Here is a 26,395-nt window from a genome sequence, read left to right as displayed (position 1 = left end):
TGTATGGCGGAATATGCCGCCTGATAAAGCTATTATAAGCCCTGAATCCAGAAAATTACATCGGTTTTTATATAATTCGTTCTATTCTATCTTTTTGGTTATAATGGATTTGAATAGATTAAAGGAGAGGTTTAGATGAAGCTTTTTCGATTAGGCTCTGGCGGAAAAGAGGTTTCAAAATTCGGCAGCATGAACAGTTATTACACACTTTTATCAATGGAGAAGCCGGCCACGATTGGCTGCATGCACCTGAAGGAAGACAGCGTCCTTGGGATGCATCCTGCTGTTTGCCCGCAGCTTTTCCTGATTGTCTCCGGCGAGGGCTGGGTAAGGGACGCAGAAGGCGAACGAATAGCTGTGGAGCCTGGAACAGCCGTTTTCTGGGAAGAAGGGGAAAACCATGAATCAGGATCCTCCCTCGGCATTACCGCCATCATTATAGAAGGCCATGGCCTTGAGCCTTCTTCCCAGCTTCAGCCCCTTTGAATAAGACAGCCTGCTCTGTTAGTTAGAGCGGGCTGTTCCTTCAAGCAAAGGCTCGTACATCATGATGGCATGGTTCTCTGTTACATATTCATCGTCATACAGCTTCCCCTGCCGGTTATAGGCCCGGCGGAATATTTCATTATGGCGTACATATCCGCCCCAGTATGCAGGGGTGATGGTATGGCTCCGTTCATACACCTCATACGTATATAGAGGCTCTGAAACCGACCTCCACTCTCCGCACAAATCGGCATCCGTCAGATAAAGGATCAGCTGATAAGGCTCTTCTGTATGATTGGTTATCTGCAGGTCCAGATAATTATATGCACAGGTGGCACCGCTCCCAAACGGCTGGGTGCGGTTTGAGTCCGGGAACACATCATAGCTGTGGCGGTGCCTTTCCGTCACTGTAAGCGGGGTGTGCAGGGCCATCCAGTAAATCAAATTGGAAAGCTGGCAGAGACCGCCCCCTGTTCCCATCTTAAAGCTTCCATAGTGAAGAATCATGCCGGGCTGGTATCCTTTTCTTGCAGCCGGCCTGCCTATAAGCTTCCAGTAGCTGAATGTTTCCCCAGGATAAATAACGATAGCGTTCAGCCTCTCAACGGCAATTTCCAGGTTTTTAATTTTATTATATTGATAGGCCATGTCTACGTCCTTCAGCTTTCTTAGAAGGGGGGTCTGATGCCTGAACACCGGATATGGCAAAGCAGCTTCTTCTTTTCTGCTGCTGTATGTACGGGCGTCCGCCAGCCAGCGGCCATATCTTTTCCAGGTGTAATACCACGTGCCGGCTCTGATTCTTAATTCTGACCTTTTTTTAGGGCGCAAATCGGCAATATTCATTTTTCCTGCACCTCGCTTAGTAAAATAAATAGGGGGAAATGGCTTGGTTCGTCAAAAGGAAATGCATCCTTGAGTCTATTTCATGGAATGGAGACATTCAGACTCTATTTTTTGTTAAAAGTAAGTAAAAGTACAGGAGCCTCTGTTTATTGGAGTGGAAGGCACGTAGACTCCTGCGGGAAAGCAGCGGCAATGCTGAGACCCCGCAGCGCGCAGCGTGAGGAGGCTCAGCGTCGCCCCTCGGAAAGCGAAGTGCCTAGAACGGAAATGAACAGACCCCATATGAATGCTATCCCAAGGAGGATATAAAGTGATCAGAACAGCTTCAAAAGCAATCATTATAAAAATTGGCTGCCTGCTTGCCATCAAGATGCATGACAGCGGGGGGCAGACTGCCCTTTATTTCCTGCCCCCATCAGGGAGCTGATCATCAGGCATGCAGACGGAGAGGGAGAGCTGCCTGTGTATATGGGGGATATCAACTGACTGAAGATATATATATGGAAAATATTACTTAATTTTAACACAAAATGCTGAGGACCATTGCCCTCAGCATTCCCTATTCCTAAATTACTTTTGAAAAAGCTTCTGGAAAAATCCAGCCACTCCCTTTTTTGTCTTTTTCTCAGGAGCTTTCTTTGCAGCCTTGTCATCGCTAATATAAATTTCTTCCTTATCTATCGCATGATCATAAGCAAGGACAAGTCCGATTTCCGTATTATGTTCCTTATTCGTGACAATCGTATATTCCACTCCATAGTGTGACGCAAGCTTTATATACTTCGACAAATAAGAGTAATTCATGTTCCCGTTTAAGTATAGATGGGCCGATGGATTTTCCTTCAGCGCAGCTTCAGCCTCCCGGATCGTCCCTTCCCTTCTTACCTGGGGCTGGGTGAGTGCAACCACAATCCGCTCCCTGATCGTTCCGAGGAATTTTCTCCGTTCATCCGGCTTTGTCTGCTTCTGCCCATACATCCCCTGCTTCACATAATCATCCACATTCTGTGGCATTTCCGCACCTCCTCTAGTAACAGGCTACTATTATGTATGTAAATTTGTCTAAGAATGTGATGTTCCTCTTTTTACTATTCCTTTTCCCCCATAAAAAAAACCCTCCTTTGGCCAAGGAGGGAGAGCAGAACGTTATTGGGACACTGTAAACTGATCTTCTTCAGTCGACCCCTTTAAGGCTGTCGTGGAAGACGTCCCTCCTGAAACAACCATGGAAACCTGGTCAAAATAACCGGTGCCCACCTCGCGCTGATGGCGGGTCGCCGTATAGCCGAATTCCTCGCTCGCAAATTCCCTTTGCTGCAGCTCGGAATAAGCGGCCATTCCTCTGTCCCTATAGCCCCGTGCCAGTTCAAACATGCTGTGGTTCAGCGCATGGAATCCTGCCAGCGTGACAAACTGGAACTTATACCCCATCCTGCCGAGCTCTTTCTGGAATTTTGCAATGGTTTCATCGTCCAGCTTTTTCTTCCAGTTGAATGAAGGCGAGCAGTTGTAGGCAAGCAATTTTCCAGGGAACTTTTCATGGATGGCCTCCGCAAATCTTCTCGCCTCATCCAAATCCGGTTCAGAAGTTTCACACCAGATCAAATCCGCGTAAGGTGCATAGGCAAGCCCGCGGGAAATAGCCTGATCAAGTCCTGCCCTGGCCCTGAAAAAACCTTCAGGCGTTCTCTCTCCCATAATGAACGGGTGATCATAAGGATCGACATCACTGGTGATCAAATCAGCTGCATTGGCATCTGTACGCGCTACCAGCACAGTCGGGACATCCATCACATCTGCCGCCAGTCTGGCAGCAATCAGATTTTTCACCGCTGTTTGAGTCGGCAGCAGCACCTTCCCGCCAAGATGGCCGCATTTCTTTTCTGAAGAAAGCTGATCTTCAAAATGGACACCAGCGGCACCTGCCTCAATCATTCCCTTCATCAGCTCAAACACATTCAGCTGCCCCCCGAACCCGGCTTCTGCGTCGGCAACAATCGGGGCAAACCAGTCAATGGAATGGTCGCCTTCGCTGTGAGTGATCTGATCAGCCCGCTGCAGCGCCTGATTGATCCGTTTGACTACCTGTGGAACACTGTTGGCAGGATAAAGGCTTTGGTCAGGGTACATATGGCCGGAAAGATTCGCATCTGCCGCAACCTGCCAGCCGCTCAAATAAATCGCCTTCAGCCCGGCTTTCACCTGCTGGACAGCCTGGTTTCCTGTTAGTGCCCCAAGCGCATTCACAAAATCTTCCTCATGGATCAGCTTCCACAACTTATCGGCGCCCCTTCTTGCCAATGTATGTTCAATCCGGACCGAACCTTGCAGCTTTAAAACATCCTCAGCAGAATATGGGCGTTCAATCCCCTTCCACCGATCCTCCATTTCCCACTTCTCCTGAATCGCTGCAGCTGTGTTAGTAACCATTCCATTTCCTCCTTTATGTTATAATACAGATTATTATTTACATTTTGTATTATATAACAGAAACTGACAGAAAGAAAAGTGTTTTAATCAAATTTTCTGAAATTAGTTACAGAAAAAAAGCTGATGAGAAATCTCACCAGCTTTTTCACATTTATTCTCGATCGCTTTCCACTGCTTCTTCAAATTCTTCCCTGATCACCTTGTCCGGCTGCCTGCCGATAAGGCTGAAGATCACGATTGCCAGAAGGGCAAGGACGAAGCCTGGTACGATTTCATACAGCTCAAACGGAATGATTTCTTTATCTGTAAGCTGCTTCCAGACGACCACCGTAATGGCGCCGGTAAGTATACCTGCAAGCGCCCCATTGCGGGTCATCCGTTTCCAGTATAAAGACAAAAGTACAACCGGGCCGAATGCGGCGCCGAATCCGCCCCATGCATAACTCACCAGGTCAAGAATCGAAGCTCCCCCGTTTTTCGGATTGCCTGTATACGCTAAAAGGATTGCAATCAGCGCAATGACGATAACACCGATGCGCCCAACCCAGACAAGTTCTTTATCACTCGCATTTTTGCGGATGATGCCTTTATAAAAGTCTTCCGCCAATGCGCTCGATGATACAAGCAGCTGGGAATCGATCGTACTCATGATTGCTGACAATATTGCAGCCAGCAGGATGCCTGATACCCATGGGTTAAACAGGATATCCGCAAAGAAAATAAATACCTTTTCGCTATTATCCACATCTCCCTGGATCAGCGGGTTATCCGCAAATGACGGTATTCCTACAAGGCCGACCAAAATGGCGCCGATAATAGAAATGGTCATCCAGGACATCCCATAAAAACGGGCTTTAGGAATTTCTTTTGTAGACCTGATGGCCATAAATCGGGTAATGATATGCGGCTGGCCGAAATAGCCGAGCCCCCAGGCCATAAGAGACACGATTCCCAGGCCTGACATCGTATCAATCGGATCCAGATAAGACGGATCGATAGACCGGACTGTATCAATCGTTTCTCCCCATCCGCCAAGCTTTGCGAAAGCTACAATCGGAACGATTACAAGAGCCAGGAACATCAGAAGCCCCTGGAAAAAGTCAGTCCAGCTGACAGCCAAAAAGCCGCCAAGGAAGGTATACGATATAATGACGACCGCCCCTATCAGCAGGGCCGAATTATACGTCATCCCAAAAGTTTCCTGAAAAAGCAGGGCTCCCCCTACCAAACCGGATGAAGCATAAAAAGTGAAGAATATTAAAATGACGAGAGCGGATATAACACGAAGAAGCCGTGATCCGTCCTTAAAGCGGTTTTCGAAAAAGTCGGGGACTGTGATGGAGTCATTCGCAACTTCCGTATAGGCGCGCAGCCTGGAAGCAACAAATTTCCAGTTCAGATAGGCACCAATAATCAAGCCGATGCACATCCAGATGGAATCAAGTCCTGTCGCATAAGCAAGGCCCGGCAATCCCAGCAGCAGCCAGGAGCTCATATCAGAAGCGCCGGCGCTAAGGGCCGTCACTCCAGGACCAAGGCTTCTCCCTCCGAGGACATAGTCAGACAGATTGCTTGTCAGTTTATATGAAATAAGTCCAATTGCAAGCATTCCGATTAAATACACAATAAAAGTAATTAACGTAGCAGTTTCCATTGTTTTAAAGCATTCTCCTTTCTGGATTAAATATAATTTTAATTAAGAGCACTCTTTTCTATGCAATTTTTCTGCAACCTTATGCAATCCCGGTTTCAAGAAAAAAACCAATCAGAAAACAGCCCTCACTCCCGCCGTTCAACAGCCGTAAATAAGCGTAACACAGATACATAGTCAGAACAGGGATAATATTCAGTTTTTATAGTTGTCATTTATATTTATTCATGAATATTGCATATATAATTAAGAAAACGGTTCTATGCGAGTATCTATTCATATAAATTTATAAAATTAAGTCGCAGTTTTCTCTGAAATATAAAAGCAGGCCATAATAGCCTGCTTTATGATAGATATATATTTTTTAATTAAAAGATGATTTTCTGGCCTTCTCAAACTCTTCCTCGATTTCCTTATCCGGTGAAGAAGATGCCAGACTGAAAATAATAATCGCTGCAGTACATACCAGAAAGCCAGGAACAATTTCATATAAGTCAAAGATGCCGCCCTTTAATTTTTCCCAAATGACAACCGTTGCAGCCCCGGAGATAAGCCCTGCAAGCGCACCATTCCTTGTCATCCGCTTCCAGAATAGCGACAGGATGATCACCGGACCGAATGCAGCGCCAAATCCGCCCCAAGCATAGCTCACAAGATCAAGGACAGAGCTTTCCGGGTTCATGGCAAGAATGATGGCAATCAGGGCAATCACGATGACTGAGATCCTGCCGACCCATACAAGCTCCTTTTCCCCGGCTCCCTTCCTGAAGACTGCCTTATAGAAGTCCTCCGCCACCGCACTTGAGGACACAAGAAGCTGGGAGTCGATTGTACTCATAATCGCCGAAAGGATTGCAGCAAGCAGAATCCCGGAAATCCAAGGATTAAACAGCAGGGAGCTGAAATCCATAAATACCGTTTCTGAATCCTTTAACGGAGCATCTGCAAAATAAGCAATGCCGGCGAACCCGGTAAAAATGGCGCCAAACAGCCCCGCAATCATCCATACCATTCCGATCAGCCTTGCCATCGGCACATCCCTGGTTGATCTCAATGCCATAAAACGGGTGATGATATGCGGCTGCCCAAAATAACCGAGGCCCCAGGCCATGGAAGATATGATCCCGATTGCCGTGGTCCCTGCAAACACATCAAGGCCGTCCGGCTTGATGCTTCCCACCTTATCAACTGCCTCGCTCCAGCCGCCGACCTCGCTGATTGCCGCAATCGGAACAATCAACAGGGCGATGAACATCAATATCCCTTGAACAAAGTCAGTCCAGCTAACCGCGAGGAAGCCGCCAAGGAAGGTATAGGAAATGATGACGATGGCACCGATCCACAAGGCCGCTTCATACTGCAGCCCAAAAGAATTTTCAAACAGCTTGCCGCCTGCCACCATTCCTGATGAAGCATAAAAGGTAAAAAATAATAAAATAACAAATGCAGAAATAACCCTCAGCACTTTCGAATCGTCCCTGAAGCGGTTTTCAAGGTAATCAGGAATCGTAATGGAATTCCTGGAAACCTCTGTATAAGCCCTCAGCCTCCGTGCAACAAACTGCCAGTTCAGATAAGCGCCAGCCGCCAGGCCGATGCAGATCCAGACAGCAGAAAAACCGGAAACATATGCAGCGCCCGGCAGTCCCAGAAGAAGCCAGCCGCTCATATCAGATGCCCCGGCGCTCAATGCTGCCACTCCAGGACCCAGGCTCCTTCCGCCTAATACATAATCGGACAGATTACTGGTCATCCGGTAAAAAAACAGGCCAATTGCCAGCATCCCGGCCAGATAGACGATAAATGTAACGAGTGTAGCCGTAGACATCATCCTTCCATTCTCCTCTCAGTAAAATACGTGATGATAGAAAGCAAAACCAATGCCGGCATTGGCACAAACAGCCAGAAAATCGTCATCCCGCTCAATCCCATCTCCCGCCACCTCCATTTTTTTAGTAAAAACCTATTAATCAAACGTTTGATTAAATTCTGTTCTTCCCTCCTATCATGCGGCTTTAAGTGGGTAAAACTAATAAGATTATACACAATAAATTTAATAGTATAAATATTTCGATAAAAATATGACTATCCTACTAGAAGTGCGCAGCACAAAAGCTCAAGCGCCTTGATCACCTTAAGGAACGCAGACTAAGAACGCCACGTCCTGTGGCAACGTCTGCATGACCAGCTTCCTGGGGGCCTCAAGACGAACCTCCCGGAAAGGCGTACTTTGCCTTTTTGGGAAGTTCGTCTTGTGACCTCGGCGCAGCTGCTGGACGTTAATCAAGAATTGATAATAATCCACAAGAATTACAATTTATAAATTCCTTAACAAGCACAAAAAGCCCGCATCCCATAATGGGATGCGGGCCTGTCCGGCAGTACGGATTTAGTACATTTCAGAAGTTGTCTTCGCCTGCATATGCAGAAGGATATAATCAGGTCCTCCAGCTTTTGAATCTGTACCTGACATATTGAATCCGCCGAATGGCTGGTATCCAACGATTGCTCCTGTACAGCCGCGGTTGAAATACAGATTCCCGACATGGAAATCTTCGCGCGCTTTCTGGATGTTTTCACGGTTCGTAGTGATGACCGCACCTGTTAAGCCGTACTCTGTATTATTGGCAATCTCCAATGCATGGTCAAAGTCTTTAGCCTTTGTGAAGCCTACAACCGGCCCAAAGATTTCTTCCTGCATCAAACGTGCATCAGGAGCAAGGTCTGCGAACACAGTCGGTTTAATGAAGTAGCCTGTAGAGCTGTCCCCTTCTCCGCCTGTCATCAGCTTGCCTTCTTCTTTGCCGATTTCAACATAGCTCATGATCTTATCAAATGCATTCTGGTCGATAACAGGACCCATGAAATTGCTGTTATCTTCAGGATTGCCCTGTGTCAGATCATTGGTCAGCTCAACCACACGGTTAAGCACCTGATCATACACATCCTCTACCACCACTGCACGTGAGCAGGCAGAGCATTTCTGTCCGGAGAAACCGAATGCGGAAGCAACGATTGACTGTGCAGCAAGCTCAAGGTCTGCCTCTTTGTCAACGACAATCGTATCCTTCCCGCCCATTTCTGCAATAACACGCTTAAGCCAGATCTGGCCATCATTCAATTTAGAAGCACGCTCATTGATGCGCAGACCCACATCACGGGATCCAGTGAATGAAATGAAGCGGGTGTCCTTATGGTCAACCAGATAGTCGCCTACCTCTGCTCCGCTTCCAGGTACAAAGTTCAGAACGCCCTTCGGAAGGCCGGCCTGTTCCATGACCTCAACAAACTTCGCTGCTACCACAGGAGTAGTTGAAGCCGGCTTGAGCAATACAGTGTTTCCGGCAACAATGGCAGCTACAGTCGTACCAGCCATGATTGCAAGCGGGAAATTCCAAGGAGAAATAACGATGCCAACGCCCAATGGAATATAATCATAGCGGTTATATTCATTCGGACGGCTGTTCACTGGCATGCCGTCTTTCACTTTCAGAGCCTGGCGTGCATAGTACTCAAGGAAGTCGATTGCTTCCGCAGTATCTGCATCAGCCTCATTCCAAGGCTTGCCCGCTTCCTTCGTCAGCAAAGCAGAGAACTCATGCTTGCGGCGGCGGATAATCGCAGCTGCCTTGAAAAGCACATCAGCGCGCGTTTCAGGCTTCACCTTTCTCCACGTCTTGAAAGCCTCGACAGCCGCCTGCATTGCCTGCTCGGCATGCTCCTGCGTCGCCTTTGATACACGGCCGATCACTTCTTCTTTATTAGAAGGATTATAGGAAACTATTTTATCTTCAGTCGAAACGCGCTCTCCGCCAATCAGCAGATCATAATCCTGGCCAAGATAGCCCTCGACAGTCTTTAAGCCCTGCAGATAGCCATCGCGTTCTTTATCAACAGAAAAGTTAGTAAAAGGTTCATGCTTGTAAGGTTGTACCATTTATAACGCCTCCTATGTACTAAAACGTTTACATCCAGGTTCCATTTTAACATGACTTTCTATTTATCTCCAACATTCTGAGAAATGTTTATTTTTCCAAAAGTGCTGCAGGTTGTTATTTTAATATATAAATCCTTCCCTTTGTTTTTCCATCTGGCTGTACATGAGATAGCAGGCGTCCTGCCAGCTGCAATGACGATATCTGCAAAAAATATCTCGCCTCGCTGTTTGTGATTGTCTCTCCTATTAATAAACGATAATCTGCCAGAGCAGGCAAGTGGCAATCTGCAGCCTTGAAATGGCATTGCGGACACGACCATGTCCCATGTGACCTTCCCATCGGGAGAGCATGGCAGGATTGGCAGAATACACCCGCAATGAGCTCATTTTTCCGAATATCATATTGTTCAAGGATATCTGCATTCAGAGGGGTATCTTTCTTCAGAATCAGGCGGCTGAGCTTTTTCCACTGTTTATCATCCATGCAGCTCTTTATATGGTCCAATTCAAGCTTCTTAATTTTAGCTGGAAGTGCTTCGCTATGAAGAATGATTCGGGAGATCGATTCATTTTTAGGGGGTGTTTTCAATAGGGTGTATGGGCTGCTTATTACGATGAGGGACTCAATTGGGATGGGAGGATAGTTATGCGTTTTAAGCCAGCTGGCCATGAGGGTTTTATGGCGCTGAATTTGGATAAGCGGGTCAGGAAACGCCTCTTCCTTCTCATTTTGCGTCCGGATCAGCTGCTGGAAAACGGGATCGAAATACAAGGTGCCCGCCATATTCTTCACTTCAAGCGTTATCAGGAACTCTTTGGACAAAAGAAGGAAATCCATTTGAAAAAAATGCTCCCCTTCCTGCAGGCGGATATTGTGAAAAATTAAATACCTGTCTTTTGGAAGAAAACCGAGCTGGTACCCTACCGCAAGCTCACCCTTATAACCGGCAAGCCCCTTCGCCATTTTTTCCTGGATAAGCTGGTATTTGGGGTGGTTCTGCGGCAGCCTCCGGTTAAGGGCCTGCAGCTTTTGCAGTGTTAAAGGCATTTCTATTTTTTTTATAATCATAGAAAGCTCCTTTCTTGTTTTCTAGTGTTTATATACTTGGTCCGGGTATGGAAATCCTGTTTTTGTGGGGAAATTTTGTTTGTCCCTTTCGAGAGGGTGGGTGGTGGCCGGGACGCGGGAGCAGTATATTAGTCATTTTGGGCAGTCATTGGGCGGCTGGCGGGGGTCGTTTGGTAAAATGGGGGCTGTTTTGTAACACACATGAGTATTTTTTGTTAAAATTGCCCACTTTTCTGGCGAACATCACATAAAGGGACCTTCGCTGACCTGCAAAGCTCTCTATTTTAGCTTAAAAGCTCATTTCGAAAGATGGAGCGGAGGGGCTATTTCAGCATTATGCGGCTTTTCTACCGATTGGCGGCTGTTTTCTAGCGATTCGCGTAATAATTTCATTAATTCAGCTTGTTTTTTAATTCATTCACGCTTTTTTCTACCAACTCCCTCACAACGTCCATCTGAGCGGGCTGAATCCTCCAAAATAAGGCACTTCTCCCCATAAAAGGCTCTCTCCACAGCTCACATAATACACTTCAAAAAGAGATCGGACGCATTTTCCATCAATCTGCAGCTTTTTCTACCGATTGGCGCCTGTTTTCTACCGAACCGCCCAACCATTTTACCAATACACCCAACTTTTCTATCATCTTACGCTTTTTTCTACCAACTCCCTCCCAACGCTCAACTGAGCGGGCTGAATCCTCCAAAATAAGGCACTTCCCCCCATGAAAGGCTATCTCCACAGCTCACATAGTACACTTCGAAAAGAGATCGGACGCATTTTCCATCAATCTGCAGCTTTTTCTACCGACTGGCGCCTGTTTTCTACCGAACCGCGCAATCATTTTACCAATCCACCCAGCTTTTCTACCAATTCACGCTTTTTTCTACCAACTGACTCCCTCCCACACCTGCACCTTCACACAAAAAAAACAAGCAGCCCCCCAAAGCGGCTGCTTGTCTCTTCTACTGCTGATAAATATGCACAAACGGTTCCTGGTCCCCGGCTTTCCGGACGATGAGTGCTTCCGGGCCGTTGACGGAGGTGACGCTGACCTGGACGGATATATAGTCAGGGAAATGCTTCATGACGAGTCCGGTCACATATTGGGTAAAGCCGATGCCTTCTGCTTTCCCGTAGAATTGAATCGGGATTTCGATGTTCAGCTCCTGGAGCTGTTCCTGGGCATAGAAGGCTTTCCCGATGACTCCGTTGAAGTTCGGGAAGTATTTTTCGACGTCCTGCTTGAAGTTAAGGAATGAGGTGACGTCTTCCCTGTGATCTTCGGTGGCTTCAGGTGAAGGGAATAGCACGTATTCTTCATCTACACCTTCCCAGCCGCCGAGCTTGCCGCTTCCTTTGTCGGCCTGGGCATAGGCAAAGAAGCTGCCAGGCACGACTGATTTATTGCTTTCCTGCTCGAACAGGGCGATCGTGATCGGTACATTTTTCAGCTCGTCCATGCTGCGGAGCCTGCTTAATACCTGATCGGCAATCTGCTTCCCTTCTTTTTCAAGGGTGGCATGGTCGATTTTTTTCTCGAATACGTCTCCGTACTCCACCGTCCTGTAATAGTGGACAGAGTTCAGTGCAAGACCGATGACGACTCCTCCGAGATAGGCTTTGCCATCCTCGTTTTTCAGGAGATAGTTATGCTCAAGGATATGGGCCAGGTAAATCGGGTTTCTTTCCTCGCGCGACTTGATATCCCCTTTTCCGTCATCCACCGGATTCAGGCCAAGATTGTCTTCTTCATCGAGATTCTTTTCCTTCAGCTGTGCGGCCGTATACTTGCGGCTCAGCCATTTGCTGACTGTATCTCTTTTCAGATACTGTCCTTCCTGGAAAAAGTATTTATCCGGATCAAAGGAGTTCTGGGCCACCCTCATGAGGCCGGTCTCAAATTCATTCAGGTCATATCTGGTATTGATATTATTGACGACCAATCCGCGTGCTTCCCCGGGCTTAAAAGGCAGGATCGTACGGTAGTACTGATCCGAGATCTTATAGTTTGGAATAATCGCATTTTCCTTTGAGTCATCCTGCTCCTGCACCACTTCCTCCTGCTTCTGGAAGTTAGGGGCGCAGCCTGTCAGCAAAAGGACAAGGGACAAGGCGATTATTGATGTTCTTCTCACTGCTTTTACACCTCTTAATTATTTAATTCTTCAACCAGCTGCTCCTCATTCCAAATATCAATTCCCAGGTCCTGGGCTTTCGCCAGCTTGGAGCCGGCATCCTCTCCTGCAATCAGGAGGTCTGTTTTCTTGCTGACGCTTCCTGACACATTTCCGCCCAGTGCTTCGATCTTTTCTTTTGCTTCATTTCGGCTCAATATGGAAAGTTTGCCTGTCAACACGATTGTCTTTCCTGCAAAGAACGAGTCAGAGTCCTCTGCCGCAACTGGCTTCGGCCCTTTGTATTCCAAATTGACGCCGGATTCCTTCAGTTCGCGGATAAGCTCCTTCGCTTCTTCCTGCTCAAAGAATGCGACAATCGCTCCAGCCATTTTGCCGCCGATTTCATTGATCGCCGTCAGGTCCTCTTCCGATGCTATCATCAGGTTATCCATGGTGCTGAAATGCTGTGCGAGCGTTTTGGCTGCCTTTGCGCCGACATGCCTGATTCCCAATCCAAACAGCAGCTTTTCAAGGGAGTTCTGCTTGGATGCCTCTATGGCCTGCAGCAGATTATTGACCGATTTTTCGCCCATGCGCTCCATTCCGATCAAAGCTTCATGAGTGAGCTTATAAAGGTCAGCCACATCCTTGATCAGCTCTTTGGCGAACAGCTGGCTGACCACCTTTTCGCCAAGTCCGTCAATATTCATTGCATTCCGGGAGACAAAATGGATCAGCCCCTCGCGGATCTGGGCCGGGCATTTCGGATTGATGCAGCGCAGGGCCACTTCACCCTCAAGGCGGACCAGCTCGCTTCCGCATTCCGGACAGTGTGTCGGCATCAGGAATTCGCGTTCTTCGCCTGTCCTCTGTTCGGCCAGCACATTGACAACCTCGGGGATGATGTCCCCGGCTTTCTTGACGACGACCTTGTCACCGATCTTGATGTCTTTTTCGCGGATCAGGTCTTCATTATGAAGTGATGCACGCTGAACAGTTGTCCCGGCGACACGGACCGGCTCCAGCAGGGCTGTAGGCGTGACAACGCCGGTACGGCCGACGCTCAGCTCGATATCCCTTAAAGTGGTGACCACTTCTTCAGCAGGGAATTTATAAGCAATCGCCCAGCGCGGGCTTTTCGCTGTGGCACCCAGCTCCTCCTGAAGGGCAAGCGAATCGACCTTAATGACGATTCCGTCTATATCGTAATCCAGGTTAGGGCGCTTCTCGCTCCAGCTGCTGACATATTCGATGACTTCTTCTATATTGGCACATCTTCTGCGCTCTTTGTTCGTCTTGAATCCGAGCGTTTCCAAATAATCCAGCCCGGCACTGTGTGATTCCACACCTGTTTCGCCGGTGTTTGATATCCCGTATAGGAAGATATCAAGGTTCCTGGAAGCAGCAATGCGGGGATCAAGCTGGCGGAGGGAGCCTGCAGCCGCATTGCGCGGATTCGCAAACGGCTCCTCGCCCCGCTCTTCTTTTCCTTTATTCAATGCTTCAAAAGATCGCCCCGGCATGAATGCTTCCCCGCGCACCTCAATTGATACAGGCTCTGAAAGGCGGAGGGGGATGGAGCGGATTGTCCGCAGGTTTACGGTGATATCTTCCCCAATCGTACCGTCTCCCCTTGTCGCCCCCTGGATGAACAGGCCATCCTCATATTTCAGGGCGACGGCCAGGCCATCAATTTTCAGCTCGCACACATAAGAAAGATTTTCTCCTGCCGTCTGCCGCACCCGGCGGTCAAAGCTGCGCAGGTCTTCTTCGTTGAAGGCATTGCCAAGGCTCAGCATAGGTGTTTGATGCTCGACCTTTTCAAACATATCGAGTATTTCGCCGCCGACCCGCTGGGAAGGTGAATCAGCGGTTTTCAGCTGCGGATGTTCATTTTCAAGCTCAATCAGCTCTTTCAGGAGCCGGTCATACTCAGCGTCCGGCACTGACGGCTGATCAAGGACATAATATTCATAGCCATATTGATTCAGCAGATTATGCAGTTCTTTCACTTTCGCTTCGGCATTTTGAAGGTCCATATTTTCCAGCCCTTTCATTAGAAAAGCGCAAGCGCCTTATACTGGGGGCCTCAAGCGAGACCTCGAGGAGGCAGGCGCAGCTGCTAGACAGTTTTCGGGGTTATATTTTCATATCAACTAATAAAATCCGGCAGCTGCCAGCCTTCAGAAAGGCCCGGCAGCTCCGGGTAATTATGCTTTCTTTTCTGTTCAGCCTTTTGTAATCGGCGCGAATTTTGCCAGCAGGCGTTTGATGCCGGTCGGGCTCGGGAAGGCGATATCCAGCTCTGTCCCTTCTCCTTGGCCTTTTACGCTGACAACCGTTCCGGTGCCCCATTTTCCATGGACGGCTTTGTCTCCGACCTGCCAGCCGAGCGCGTCGCCGCCGGTCGAAGCGGCAGCCGGCTTGACCACAGCCTTGCGCATAGCCTGCCGCGGAGCAGAGGATGATAGTGACCGCCCTCCTGCCGCGCTGCCAAATGGAGAAGGTGATGCTTTCTCTGGCTCAATCCCCTCAATAAGGTCTGCTGGGATTTCCTGGATGAACCGGGATGGAGGATTCATATTCGTCCGGCCGAATAATGTCCGCATTTGCGCATTTGTGATGTACAATTCTTCCTCTGCACGGGTGATCCCCACATAAGCGAGGCGGCGTTCTTCTTCCATTTCCGCCTCCTCCATCAGGGAGCGGCTGTGAGGGAAGACACCTTCCTCAAGCCCGATCAGGAACACGACTGGGAATTCCAGCCCCTTCGCGGAGTGAAGTGTCATCAGGACGACGGAATCAGTTTTTGTTCCATCGTCTTCAAGCTTGTCGATATCTGCGACAAGGGCCAGGTCTGTCAGGAAGGCGACAAGGGTTTTATCCTCGCTCCCATCCTCAAAGTTTTTCGTAACAGACAGGAACTCGTCGATGTTTTCCAGGCGGCTTTGGGCTTCAATTGACTTCTCTGCCTTCAGCATGTCCCTGTAGCCTGACTTCTCCAGCACTTCTTCAACAAGCTCTGTCACAGACAAATATTCCTGCATCTGTTCATAGCTTCTGATCAGATCGCGGAACTCGGTTGCCGCCTTAGTGATTTTCGGGCTCAAGCCGATCAGGTCAAGGGCATCGAGTGCCTGGTACATCGTCATATCATGCATCTGTGCAAAATTGGCGATTTTGTCCACGGACCCTGAACCTATGCCGCGTTTTGGCACGTTGATTACACGCTGCAGGCTGATATCATCATCAGGGTTGGCAATCAGCCTCAGATAGGCAAGGATATCCTTGATTTCTTTTCTGTCATAGAACTTGATGCCGCCGACAATGGAGTACTCGATGTTCGATTTGAGGAGCACTTCCTCCATTACACGGGACTGGGCATTTGTCCGGTAAAGGATGGCAATTTCAGAATACTTCCGCTTGCCGCTGTCGACCATTTCTTTAATTTTTCCGGCGACAAACTGCCCTTCCCCCTGCTCGCTGTCGGCACGGTAATGGAACAGTTTATTGCCTTCTGCATTTTCTGTCCAGAGATTCTTGGCCTTCCTGTTGAGGTTCTTGGCAATCACCTCATTGGCTGCGAGCAGGATCCGCTTTGTTGAACGGTAATTCTGCTCCAGGAGGATCGTCCGCGCATTTTTGTAGTCTTTTTCAAATGACATGATATTGGCAATATCCGCTCCGCGCCAGCGATAGATCGACTGGTCGGAGTCTCCGACGACGCAAAGGTTCTTGAATCTGTCTGCCATCAGCTTTACAAGCATATATTGTGCTCTGTTTGTATCCTGATACTCATCGACATGGATATATTGGAATTTGCGCTGATAATATTCCAGCACCTCAGGCACCCGCTGGAAGAGCTGGATTGTTGTCATGATCAGGTCATCAAAGTCCAGCGCCTGATTTTTGCGGAGGCGCCTTTGATATTCTGTGTATACGTCGCTTGCGATCTGCTCAAAGAAACCGCCGGCAGCCTTTGCATATTCCTCCGGGTCGATCAGTTCATTTTTCGCTGAGCTGATGCTGCCAAGAATCGCACGCGGGTCGTATTTCTTCGGATCAAGATTCTTTTCCTTGAGGATCGCCTTGATGACAGACTGCTGGTCTGTTGTATCAAGGATTGTGAAATTCCGGCTAAAGCCGATTCTGTCTATATCTCTCCTGAGGATGCGCACACACATCGAGTGGAATGTCGAAATCCAAATATCATCGGCTGCTCCGCCCATCATGTTCTGGATCCTCTCGCGCATTTCCCTTGCCGCCTTGTTGGTAAAGGTGATGGCCAGGATGTTATAAGGGTTTACCCCTTTTTCCACCATAAGATATCCGATCCTGTGGGTCAGCACCCTCGTCTTGCCGCTTCCCGCACCGGCCATGATGAGCAGCGGCCCGTCCGTTGCCTTTACAGCATTCTGCTGCTGGGCATTCAATCCGTTTAATAGTTTATCCGTTAAATATTGCATTTCATTTTCACCGCCCAAACAAACATATGTTCTTTATAGTAAGTGTATCCTTAAGTCCTTCTGCAATCAACTTTATTTAGGCAAAACTGTCTTTAAAGCTTCATCAAGATTTTCATATATTATATTGCCGACAACAATGACGTCCGCGGCCTCAGCCATTTCCTCTGCTTCTGCCTGTGAGGAAATTCCGCCGCCATAGAAAAACGCTGTTTCCCCGAGCGTCCGTTTTACTTCTGCAGCCAGCTTGGGATCGCCATATGTCCCGCTGTATTCGAGATAGAAGATTGGGAGATGGAACATCTTTTCTGCCATCATTGCGTAAGCAACTACATCCTCGGCATCCAGATCAGTCTTTGCTCCTGTCAGCTTTGCAGCCTTGCATTCGCTGTTCATGATGCAATAGCCCTGGACAAGGATTTCCTCCCAGCTCATGATTTCGCCGTATTCCTTGACCGCCTGATGATGAAGCCCGGTGATCCATCTGCTGTCCCCGCTGTTCAGGACAGACGGAATAAAATACAAATCAAAGCCGGGGGTTACTGACTCGATCGTTGAAACCTCGAGTACGCAGGGCACCGTGTAGCGGCGTATCCTTGCCATCAGGTCCAGCACCTTTTCAAGCGTAATGCCGTCTGTACCGCCGACGATTACAGCATCTGTCCCGGATTCGCAGATCCGTTCGAGGTCCTGGTCAGAAATTTCTTTATCTGGATCGAGTTTAAACGCGTGGCGCCACTCGCGAACATCATACATGCATACTTGCCTCCATTCTATCATTCCATTACAACATTATAGCATTAGACACTGGAATCAAAAAGGAAAGCGGGAAGGACATTTCCTGCATATTGATGGAAGAAGAAAAGTCATAGCGGGAGGTTGCGGGGGCGGCAGTGCAAACAAAGAACACATGGGCCGGGATGCTTGCTTCTCCTAATAAAAAAGCCGCGGGATTTTTCATCCTGCGGCTTTTCATCAATTATTCTGCAGCGGCCTGTGTTTCTTCGTCCTTGATGCGCTCAAGGGCCATTTCATAAGCGTCATTGCCATAATTCAGGCAGCGTTTAACACGGGAAATCGTTGCCGTGCTAGCTCCTGTTTCTGTTTCAATTTTATGATAGGTCTTTCCTTCACGCAGCATCCGGGCAACCTCCAGGCGCTGGGCAAGAGATTGAATTTCATTTACCGTGCAGAGATCGTCGAAGAATCGATAGCATTCTTCCAGGTCGTTTAGGGACAGAACCGATTTAAATAATTGATCCAGCTCTTTGCCTCTTAGTTTTTCAATTTGCATATAGGGTCTCCTTTATTTAGGACAAATTTGTAAGATTTATTAGCTTAATTAAAGCTGACTGCCTGGCCGAGGCCTGGGTCTGATGGGACTACATTGATCCACGTTTTACCGCGGACAAGCGGTGCTTCCCGGCCACCGATAAACGGAAGCAGCCTTCCATTTTCATTCTTCCATTCAACTTCTCTGAGGAAGCCTTTCTGAAGCAGGTAGCCTCGTCCCCCGGATGTTAAGTTAATCTCACGCCTGCCTGCACTGTCAACAATTTTGTGTGCAGCTTCAACGATGAATATATTGTCAATCAGGACCGGGGCGCCGCTGTCATAATCTGCAGTCAGTTCGGCATTGGAGTATCTTTTGTATTTTTCAAGATCCCTGTCATATTCATAGGTGCTTGTAAATGTTTCATTTGAGAGATACGAAACCTTTGCACTCTCTGCTGCTTCGCCAGTAAGCTGTCCCGCTTCCTCAGGCGTCATGAAGCTTAGCGGACCAGGGGCTTCTTCCATTCCGTAGTCCTTTTCCGCGGCACCCTTCAAAATATTTTCATAAGAAATATATGAATTATGCGGCGCTATGCGGAAGCCCGCCCTTTGAAAAAGGGTTCCGTCATAATAAAGCCCGTTGAGGCTGTCGATATAGCCGCTGTCCATAAGCGCCTTGGCGTCCGGGCTGTTTCCGTGGCAGATATAGAGCCCATCATACGCTTTGGCAAGCTCGATGTAATAATCGCGGGCACTCCTGACCGGGCCGGCTTTTTCCGGCTGTTCACTTTGGTAGATGGCCAGGAACCTGGTCACATCCCCCTCTGCCAGCAGCTCATAGACAATATCAGCCTCCGGCAGCCCTGACTGGGGCCTTGCTGCCGGATGGTTATTGATCATCACTGCTACAGCACGGCCCTCGGCTTCCTTCTCCGTGCCGATACCTGTCAGCGGAAAGGCGTACGGAGATTCTGCCTCTGTTTCCTGTCTTTCATTTTCATTGGAAGTTTGTTCGGCCGGAGCCTGATTATTCCCTTTCTTCGGCTCTGCACCATCATTTGACTTGCTGCACCCTGAAACAAGCATCAGCACCGCTGCTGACAGCATCATTACTTTTTTTATTTTTTTCACCCCAGTTGATACCTGATTATCTTTATAGTCTATTCTTTTATATTTTAACGCATTATCGTTGGAAAGAGTACCGTTTTATTCATGACATCATACATCCCATGCTGTGTAATCCGGATGTACGGAAGGTGGGTCGATGAGAAAAAGAGGAGAGAATAGATTGGATCCTCAAATTTATACCCTTTATCCTGAAGGAGCCTCAGCAGCTTCTTTTCATCTTCAATCAATTCCGGGACCGCCTTTCTAGACATTCCTCCGTTCAGGGGAAGCTCAACCTCGCATTCAATCAATCCATTGCCGGCAACCGCAATCCCGCCGCCGAGCATTTTGATGCGTTCAAAGGCTGCTATCATATCACTTTTGTTCTTTCCGATCAGGATGATATCCCCTGTGTTGGAGAAGGAACTCGCCATGCCCCCAATCCGGCTGGCAAAGCCCTTCAGCATGGTATTGATCCTCCATTTGCCCTTCCTGTCGACAAGCATGAAGAAGCATTCATCATGTTCTTCTGACAGCTCTTCATAGGAAACATCAATCGAGATGGAATATGGCTTTGTAATGACGGCGTTTTCCATCTTAATGCCAAACGGCATGGAAAATTGCATATCATCACTCGTCAGGGTCCAGTCAATATCCAGCTTTTCAAAGCCGTGTTCTTCCCAAGTATTCCACCCGTAAGCACCTTCGACTTCCCTGCCGTCCTTTTTGACCCATTTGCCTTTTGCAAGGACAGAAACCGGTGTAGGATTTCTTTCATCTCCAAGGAAATTGATGTTGGCAATCCTGCCTGTCGTGATATTGCCGTGCAGATAGTCGATATTATAATGACGGGCCGGATTAATCGTCCCCATATTATAAGCATCTATCACAGGGACCCCTTTTTCGATGGCAATCCTGATCATATGGTCGATCATGCCCTGCTCGTAAAAGGAAGCAGACGAGCCGTCCGTTGTAAAAATGAACCGGTCATACACATTGATTCCCAGCTCATGCATCTCTTCCAGCAGCTTAGGCAGGTCCGGCCTGATGGAAGAATGGCGAAGGGAAACCGTATATCCATGCATCAGCCGGTCAAATACCTCTTTTCCGGTCATCGCTTCATGGTCGCAGTCTGCCCCAAAGAGCATCATCTTCGCTAATGTTTTTTCCGACGCCCCCGGAAAATGCCCTTCGATCTGCTTTCGCATCCGCTTGGCTTCCTGGATCCAGTGAAGCATCATGTCATCGCCATCCAGCAGCCGCGGCCATCCCGTGAGTTCCCCGCCCTGCAGGACAGCATCATGCTCAAGCCATGATTTGATGCTTCCATGAGAAAAGGCCTGCTCTTCGTTATGGATTTCTGTTTGTGCATCAAACCGGCACCACCAATACATCGTAGAAGGAATATTGCGCATTTCCCTCAAAAAAGAAAACGCTTTCTTTTTATCCATCTGCAAAACAAGCGACATATTATCATTGATGAGTGTCGTCGTGCCGAATTGTGATGCATAGGCGGCTAAAGAATGGGGATTATATAGTTGAAATGGATGGGCATGGGGCTCTATATAGCCCGGAACGAGCCATTCACCGCCGCAGTCCCTGATTTCGCAGCCGTCTGTCCGTGCCGGAAGCTTCTCTCCGACATAGACAATCCGGTCGTCGTGGATCCAGATATTGGCGGTAATCCATTTATTCAGCACTTGATTCAAATACGTGGCATTTTGCAAAAGCATGGTCGGGGCAAGCTTTCCATCCAGAACGGAGACCTGTTCCCTTATTTGTTTGTTTTTCCACCGATACCGCTGTTCGAGCAACAATGTCCCCTCCGTTTACTATGCCGCTGAAGCGGCTTTGATATATTTTATAAGATCCTAAGAGATCATTTCGCAAAAAAGAAAGCCCTTTCAGAGCTGTTCTATCTATACTAACATATTTCACTGTTTAACGCATTAAAGAATTGTAAAGAAATTGAAAATTTTGTGAAGGAGTGATGAGTCATGAAAATCAAGCAGAATATCGGCATATTGAATGCCCTCATCCGCATCACCATTGGACTTACCGTCCTATCCTGGAGCACAGCCAAGCTGGTCAAAATGCCTTGGCGCGATTCCTATCTGGTCATGGCGATGCTTGGGGCCATGAAGGTGGCAGAAGGGATTGTCCGCTACTGCCCGGTGACAGCCATGCTGGACCGCGGGCAGGATATGATGAATGGAGGCGGCAGCGGCAGCCGGAAAGACCATTCTGAACAAAAGCATAATGAACACCATGCTGGCGGAGATAAACAGGACCTGAACGATCAGGACCTGGCGATGCTAGAAAAGACCCTGATGCAGAATAACACGCTTAAATGAGAAAAAGAAAGCGGCGGACACCATATAAAGGTGCCTGCCGCTTTTGACCCTAAGGAGATGAAAGTGAATGTTTCTTGAATATGTTACCGATATGTCGTTTGTACTGATCATCCTGATCGGCAGCATCATCGCAATTCTTTATGCTTTTATAAGGAAGTCCGGGAGGAAAGGCGCTTGATAGCCCTGCCGCCAATATCCCTGCGGTAGAAAACCCCTTCGCACTCTAGCTTTTCAAGCTCGGCATATACCTTTGCCTGGGCATCCGCAAGGCTCCCGGCACTGGCGCCGGCAAGAAGCACCCGTCCTCCATCTGTGATGAACTCACCGTCTGCATTTTGTTTTGTTCCTGCATGGAACAAGTACAAGGAAGGATCCAGCCCGCTGAGCCCTTTCAGCACGGCTCCCTTTCCGTACGAACCGGGATAGCCTTTGGAAGCAGCTACAACACCGAGCACAAATTTGCAATCCCACTCTATTTCCGGCTTTCCGCCATCTATGACAGCCAGCATGGTTTCAGCCAGGTCCGACTTCATCCTGGGAAGCACTGCCTGGGTTTCCGGATCACCGAAGCGCGCGTTGAATTCGATGACCTTTGGGCCCTGCTCCGTGTTGATCAGGCCGGCATACAGCACGCCGCAAAAGCTTCTGCCTTCAAGCTCCATCGCCTTTGCCGCCGGCTCAAGGATTGTCCGTACGGCCTCTTGGACCACAGCATCGCCGATGTGAGGAACCGGTGAATAGGCACCCATCCCGCCTGTGTTTGGGCCAAGGTCCCCATCATATGCCCGCTTATGATCCTGGGCAATTTCAAGCGGCACCACCGTGCTTCCGTTGACAAAAGCCATCAGGGAGAACTCCTCCCCTTCAAGGAATTCTTCAATAACTACCTTGGCGGAGGCTTCCCCGAACCGGGCACCTACCATCATTTCCTCCAGCGCCTGCTGGGCTTCATCGATGGTCATGGCGACCGTGACCCCTTTGCCTGCTGCAAGCCCGTCCGCTTTAATGACGATGGGAGCTCCTTTTTCGTCCAGATAATCCCTGGCTTTTTCATAATCAGTGAAAGCCGCATATCCTGCAGTAGGAATCTTGTATTTTTCCATCAGTTCTTTGGCAAAGGACTTGCTTCCTTCAATCACAGCTGCATCCTTCTTCGGGCCGAATACCTTCATTCCCAGACTGCCCAGAAAATCCGCCAGTCCGCTCTGAAGCGGCGCCTCAGGGCCAATGACTGTAAGCCCGACTTCATTTTCCTTTGCGAAGGCTGCAAGCTCCGGAAAATTCATTTCCTCAATTGGAACCAGGACTGCACAGTCAGCCATCCCATGATTCCCTGGTGCAGCATATACTTTATCCACAGACGGGCTTTCGCTCATTTTCCGGCAGATGCTGTGCTCCCTGCCGCCGCGCCCGATGACTAATACGTTCACCATCCATCAGCTCCCTGATTAATGTTTAAAATGCCTTACTCCTGTAAACACCATTGCAATTCCATATTCATCTGCCTTTTTCACAGAATCCTGGTCCTTGATGGAGCCTCCAGGCTGGATGATGGCAGTGATGCCTGCCTTGGCTGCTGCTTCGACAGTATCGTCCATCGGGAAAAACGCATCTGAAGCGAGCACTGCCCCTTCTGCACGGCCTCCTGCTTGCTCGAGGGCTATTTTGGCCGCTCCGACTCGGTTCATCTGCCCGGCTCCAACGCCTAAAGTCATCTCTGCATTATTGACGACAATCGCATTGGATTTCACATGCTTGACAACCTTCCAGCCAAGCTTAAGCGCCGCCCATTCTTCCTCTGTCGGCTCTCTCCTGGTTGCCACAGAAACCGCGGCATCCTCAAGAGTGTATCGGTCATATTCCTGAACGAGCAGTCCCCCTTCAATGCTGGTCAGCCTTGCTTCCTCTTTCTTTTCCACATCAAAAGGAATGGTTAGGAGGCGGAGGTTCTTTTTGCTTGTCAAAATTTCAAGCGCCTCTTCCGAATATGCCGGAGCAATGACGATTTCAAGGAAAATCTCATGAAGCTTCCTTGCTGTATCAGCATCCACTTCCCGGTTCAGCGCAATGATTCCCCCAAAGATGGAAACTGGATCTGCTTCAAAAGCCTTCGTGAATGCATCAAAGACATCGCTGCCGGTTCCAACGCCGCACGGATTCATATGCTTTACAGCGACAGCAGCAGGATCTTTGAACTCCTTGACGATCTGCAGGGCAGCTTCTGCGTCATTGATGTTGTTGTAGGAAAGCTCCTTCCCATGCAGCTGCTCTGCATTGGCAATCGAAAATTCAGAACCAAGTGGCTTCCGGTAAAAAGCAGCCTTCTGATGAGGATTCTCTCCATAGCGCAGCGTTTGCTTCAATTCGTATGTAACGGTCATTTTTTCCGGATTTTCTTCACCTGAAAGCTTTGTCATATATTCGGCAATCAGGCTGTCATAGGAAGCTGTATGGCGGAAAACTTTTGCAGCAAGCCTGCGGCGTGTCGCTGCCTGGGTTTCCCCGTTTTCCCTGAGTTCCGCCAGGACGGTTATATAGTCTGCGGGATCGATGACCACTGTGACATACTGGTGGTTTTTTGCTGACGCGCGCAGCATGGCAGGACCGCCGATATCAATATTTTCAATTGCGTCCTCGACTGAGGCATCGCTGTTGGCGATGGTCTGCTGGAAAGGGTACAAATTGACACAGACGATGCTGATCGGGTCAATTCCATGCTCCTCCATCTGGGCACGGTGCCCGGGCTGATCGAATTTTGCCAAAAGGCCCCCATGAATCATCGGATTCAATGTCTTTACGCGGCCTTCAAGAATTTCCGGGAAGCCGGTGACATCGGTTACCCCGATTACATCAACGCCGCTTTCCTGGAGTGCTTTCTTGGTGCCGCCCGTTGATATGATCTCATAGCCAAGACTGGCGAGCTCCTTGGCAAAATCGACGATTCCGTTTTTGTCTGACACACTGATTAACGCTCGCTTTTTCAATTTGAATTCCTCCTGTTGACTGTCCTTATTTACTGCTGACCCTTGCTGCATTTTCTGCAAATATCTTTTTCAAAGTGGCCGAATACAATTTGTGCTCGATCTGATGGATCTTCTCCTGCAGGCTCTCCCTCGTCTCGGTGCCATCAAGCTTCACCGACTGCTGGGCAATGATCGGCCCTGTGTCCATGCCGGCATCCACATAATGAACCGTCACTCCGCTGGCCGGCACCCTGGCTTCAAGAGCCTGGCCGATCGCATCTTTACCTGGAAAAGATGGCAGGAGCGAAGGATGGATATTGACGATCCTTCCCTCATATTCAGACAACAGCACCGGACCGATCAGCCTCATATAGCCCGCCAGAATGATGAACTCAGCTCCGCACTCCTTAAGCTTCCGAAGAATCTCCTGTTCATATGCCTGCTTGCTTTCAAAATCCTTTGCGCGGAAGGCAAATCCGGGAATTCCATTTGCCTCCGCCCTCTCAAGGCAATAAGCGCCGGGCTTATCAGAGACCAGAAGACGGATGTCCGCATCCAGGTCGCCGTTCTTTATTGCATCTAATATGGCTTGAAAGTTGGTTCCGCTTCCGGAAGCAAACACTGCAATCTTTTTCATGGGAACCTCCGATATCCGATTTACACGGTGATTGTAATTCCTTCTCGGCCTGTGACGGTACCGAGCCTGTATGCTTTCTCTCCTGATGCATTCAAGGTGCTGATAAGCTTGTCAGCCTGTTCCGGGCTGACAGCCGCGGCCATCCCGGTGCCCATATTGAAAATATTGTACATTTCCAAGCGGTCCAGATTTCCCAGCTTTTCCATAAGACCGAATACCGGCGGGACTTCCCTTCCGCTCTCATCGATGTCAGCCCCAAGCCCTTCTGGAAGCATTCTTGGAAGATTTTCAATGAATCCGCCGCCAGTGATATGGGCCAATCCCTTGATGTCAAACTTCTTCATCGCATCAAGCACCGGCTTCACATAAATCCTCGTCGGCTTCAGAAGCTCCTCGCCCAATGTGCATCCAAGCTCCTCTTGGTATCCGTCCAGCTCCAGACGGGCCTCCTCGAGCAGGATCTTCCTGACAAGAGAATAGCCATTGCTGTGGATTCCGTTTGAGGCAAGGCCGACAAGCACGTCGCCTTCCTTGATCCTGCTGCCGTCAATCAGCGCGGATTTCTCACAGGCCCCTGCTGCAAATCCGGCCAGGTCATATTCTTCCTCTTTGTACATGCCGGGCATTTCAGCTGTTTCTCCGCCGACAAGCGCACATCCGGCCTGCTCGCAGCCGTCTGCGATTCCTTTGACGATTGCTTCAATCCTTGCCGGGTCCGCTTTTCCGCATGCAATATAGTCAAGGAAATACAGCGGTTCAGCGCCCTGTACGACAATATCATTCACGCACATAGCAACAGCATCCACTCCGATTGTATCATGACGGTCCATCATAAATGCGAGCATAAGCTTTGTGCCGACCCCGTCTGTCCCTGATACAAGCACCGGCTCCTTCAGGTTCAGGACTGACAGATCAAACATGCCGCCAAATCCCCCCAGGCCGCCCATTACGCCAGCCCTCTGCGTCCTCTGCACATGCTTTTTCATCCTGGATACCGCCTCATATCCTGCTTCTATATCCACGCCAGCCTGCTTATAAGCATTAGCCATTACAGTTCCC

The 26,395-nt window shown here is 48.9% G+C and carries 21 protein-coding genes; 3 read left to right on the top strand and 18 right to left on the bottom strand.

Features of this window, described 5'->3' with window-relative positions; translation table 11 throughout:
* Nucleotides 1-135 precede the first annotated feature (135 nt).
* Complete coding sequence (locus AC4E8B_RS02220; protein ID WP_490216736.1) at nucleotides 136-486, top strand: cupin; 351 nt, start codon at nucleotides 136-138, stop codon at nucleotides 484-486.
* 18 nt (nucleotides 487-504) lie between these two features.
* Here AC4E8B_RS02220 and AC4E8B_RS02215 read toward each other — a convergent pair whose 3' ends face one another.
* The 14 genes from AC4E8B_RS02215 to AC4E8B_RS02150 all read right to left on the bottom strand — a co-directional run bounded on the left by AC4E8B_RS02215 (nucleotide 505) and on the right by AC4E8B_RS02150 (nucleotide 21,196).
* Nucleotides 505-1,332 carry a VanW family protein gene (locus AC4E8B_RS02215; protein WP_490216735.1) on the bottom strand — a complete coding sequence of 276 codons (828 nt, stop codon included), beginning with the start codon at nucleotides 1,330-1,332 and terminating at the stop codon, nucleotides 505-507.
* 570 nt (nucleotides 1,333-1,902) lie between these two features.
* Complete coding sequence (locus AC4E8B_RS02210) at nucleotides 1,903-2,346, bottom strand: YueI family protein (protein ID WP_490216734.1); 444 nt, start codon at nucleotides 2,344-2,346, stop codon at nucleotides 1,903-1,905.
* A gap of 132 nt (nucleotides 2,347-2,478) precedes the next feature.
* Complete coding sequence (gene aceA / locus AC4E8B_RS02205; RefSeq protein ID WP_490216733.1) at nucleotides 2,479-3,762, bottom strand: isocitrate lyase; 1,284 nt, start codon at nucleotides 3,760-3,762, stop codon at nucleotides 2,479-2,481.
* 151 nt (nucleotides 3,763-3,913) lie between these two features.
* A complete protein-coding gene (gene putP, locus AC4E8B_RS02200) occupies nucleotides 3,914-5,416 on the bottom strand; it encodes a sodium/proline symporter PutP (RefSeq protein ID WP_490216732.1) in 1,503 nt (500 codons plus the stop codon).
* A gap of 361 nt (nucleotides 5,417-5,777) precedes the next feature.
* On the bottom strand, nucleotides 5,778-7,241 hold the full coding sequence (putP, locus tag AC4E8B_RS02195; RefSeq protein WP_490219461.1) for a sodium/proline symporter PutP: 1,464 nt from the start codon (nucleotides 7,239-7,241) through the stop codon (nucleotides 5,778-5,780).
* 561 nt (nucleotides 7,242-7,802) lie between these two features.
* A complete protein-coding gene (pruA, locus tag AC4E8B_RS02190; protein ID WP_490216730.1) occupies nucleotides 7,803-9,350 on the bottom strand; it encodes an L-glutamate gamma-semialdehyde dehydrogenase in 1,548 nt (515 codons plus the stop codon).
* Nucleotides 9,351-9,465: 115 nt separating this feature from the next.
* Complete coding sequence (locus tag AC4E8B_RS02185; protein WP_490216729.1) at nucleotides 9,466-10,419, bottom strand: nuclease-related domain-containing protein; 954 nt, start codon at nucleotides 10,417-10,419, stop codon at nucleotides 9,466-9,468.
* A gap of 963 nt (nucleotides 10,420-11,382) precedes the next feature.
* The gene (locus tag AC4E8B_RS02180) at nucleotides 11,383-12,555 is read right to left on the bottom strand and encodes a CamS family sex pheromone protein (protein WP_490216728.1); all 1,173 of its coding nucleotides are present in this window, start codon (nucleotides 12,553-12,555) and stop codon (nucleotides 11,383-11,385) included.
* Nucleotides 12,556-12,569: 14 nt separating this feature from the next.
* Entirely contained in the window at nucleotides 12,570-14,576 is a 2,007-nt protein-coding gene (ligA, locus tag AC4E8B_RS02175; protein ID WP_490219460.1) for an NAD-dependent DNA ligase LigA, read from the bottom strand.
* Between the two features lie 189 nt (nucleotides 14,577-14,765).
* Complete coding sequence (gene pcrA, locus AC4E8B_RS02170) at nucleotides 14,766-17,003, bottom strand: DNA helicase PcrA (protein WP_490216727.1); 2,238 nt, start codon at nucleotides 17,001-17,003, stop codon at nucleotides 14,766-14,768.
* Between the two features lie 72 nt (nucleotides 17,004-17,075).
* Nucleotides 17,076-17,756 (bottom strand): heptaprenylglyceryl phosphate synthase, encoded by a 681-nt coding sequence (gene pcrB, locus AC4E8B_RS02165; protein ID WP_490216726.1) that lies wholly within the window; start codon nucleotides 17,754-17,756, stop codon nucleotides 17,076-17,078.
* A 223-nt stretch (nucleotides 17,757-17,979) separates the two neighbouring features.
* Nucleotides 17,980-18,294: a YerC/YecD family TrpR-related protein gene (locus AC4E8B_RS02160; protein WP_490216725.1), complete on the bottom strand. Its 315-nt coding sequence runs from the start codon at nucleotides 18,292-18,294 to the stop codon at nucleotides 17,980-17,982.
* Between the two features lie 44 nt (nucleotides 18,295-18,338).
* Nucleotides 18,339-19,385 carry a DUF3048 domain-containing protein gene (locus AC4E8B_RS02155; RefSeq protein WP_490219458.1) on the bottom strand — a complete coding sequence of 349 codons (1,047 nt, stop codon included), beginning with the start codon at nucleotides 19,383-19,385 and terminating at the stop codon, nucleotides 18,339-18,341.
* Nucleotides 19,386-19,450: 65 nt separating this feature from the next.
* Nucleotides 19,451-21,196: an adenine deaminase C-terminal domain-containing protein gene (locus tag AC4E8B_RS02150; RefSeq protein ID WP_490216724.1), complete on the bottom strand. Its 1,746-nt coding sequence runs from the start codon at nucleotides 21,194-21,196 to the stop codon at nucleotides 19,451-19,453.
* A 183-nt stretch (nucleotides 21,197-21,379) separates the two neighbouring features.
* On the opposite strand from AC4E8B_RS02150, the gene AC4E8B_RS02145 reads away from it, so the two are divergent.
* Both AC4E8B_RS02145 and AC4E8B_RS02140 read left to right on the top strand, forming a co-directional pair.
* A complete protein-coding gene (locus tag AC4E8B_RS02145; protein WP_490216723.1) occupies nucleotides 21,380-21,736 on the top strand; it encodes a YgaP family membrane protein in 357 nt (118 codons plus the stop codon).
* A 67-nt stretch (nucleotides 21,737-21,803) separates the two neighbouring features.
* Nucleotides 21,804-21,914 carry an EYxxD motif small membrane protein gene (locus AC4E8B_RS02140; protein ID WP_490216722.1) on the top strand — a complete coding sequence of 37 codons (111 nt, stop codon included), beginning with the start codon at nucleotides 21,804-21,806 and terminating at the stop codon, nucleotides 21,912-21,914.
* Here the strand turns inward: AC4E8B_RS02140 and purD are convergent.
* From purD to purM, 4 genes are read right to left on the bottom strand one after another with little or no spacing between them, the layout of a single operon-like run.
* Nucleotides 21,883-23,166, bottom strand: a complete 1,284-nt coding sequence (purD, locus tag AC4E8B_RS02135) for a phosphoribosylamine--glycine ligase (RefSeq protein WP_490219456.1) — start codon at nucleotides 23,164-23,166, stop codon at nucleotides 21,883-21,885. The two genes, AC4E8B_RS02140 and purD, sit on opposite strands and share 32 nt — an antisense overlap.
* 18 nt (nucleotides 23,167-23,184) lie before the next feature.
* On the bottom strand, nucleotides 23,185-24,720 hold the full coding sequence (gene purH, locus AC4E8B_RS02130; protein WP_490216721.1) for a bifunctional phosphoribosylaminoimidazolecarboxamide formyltransferase/IMP cyclohydrolase: 1,536 nt from the start codon (nucleotides 24,718-24,720) through the stop codon (nucleotides 23,185-23,187).
* Nucleotides 24,721-24,745: 25 nt separating this feature from the next.
* Nucleotides 24,746-25,336, bottom strand: coding sequence for a phosphoribosylglycinamide formyltransferase (gene purN, locus AC4E8B_RS02125; protein WP_490216720.1), 591 nt, complete (start codon nucleotides 25,334-25,336; stop codon nucleotides 24,746-24,748).
* A gap of 20 nt (nucleotides 25,337-25,356) precedes the next feature.
* A complete protein-coding gene (purM, locus tag AC4E8B_RS02120) occupies nucleotides 25,357-26,385 on the bottom strand; it encodes a phosphoribosylformylglycinamidine cyclo-ligase (RefSeq protein WP_490216718.1) in 1,029 nt (342 codons plus the stop codon).
* Nucleotides 26,386-26,395: the final 10 nt, after the last annotated feature.

It is taken from the genome of Bacillus sp. SRL543, assembly GCF_984799205.1.
The sequence above is the reverse complement of the archived record's forward strand: the minus strand, read 5'-3'. Positions and strand labels throughout refer to the sequence as shown.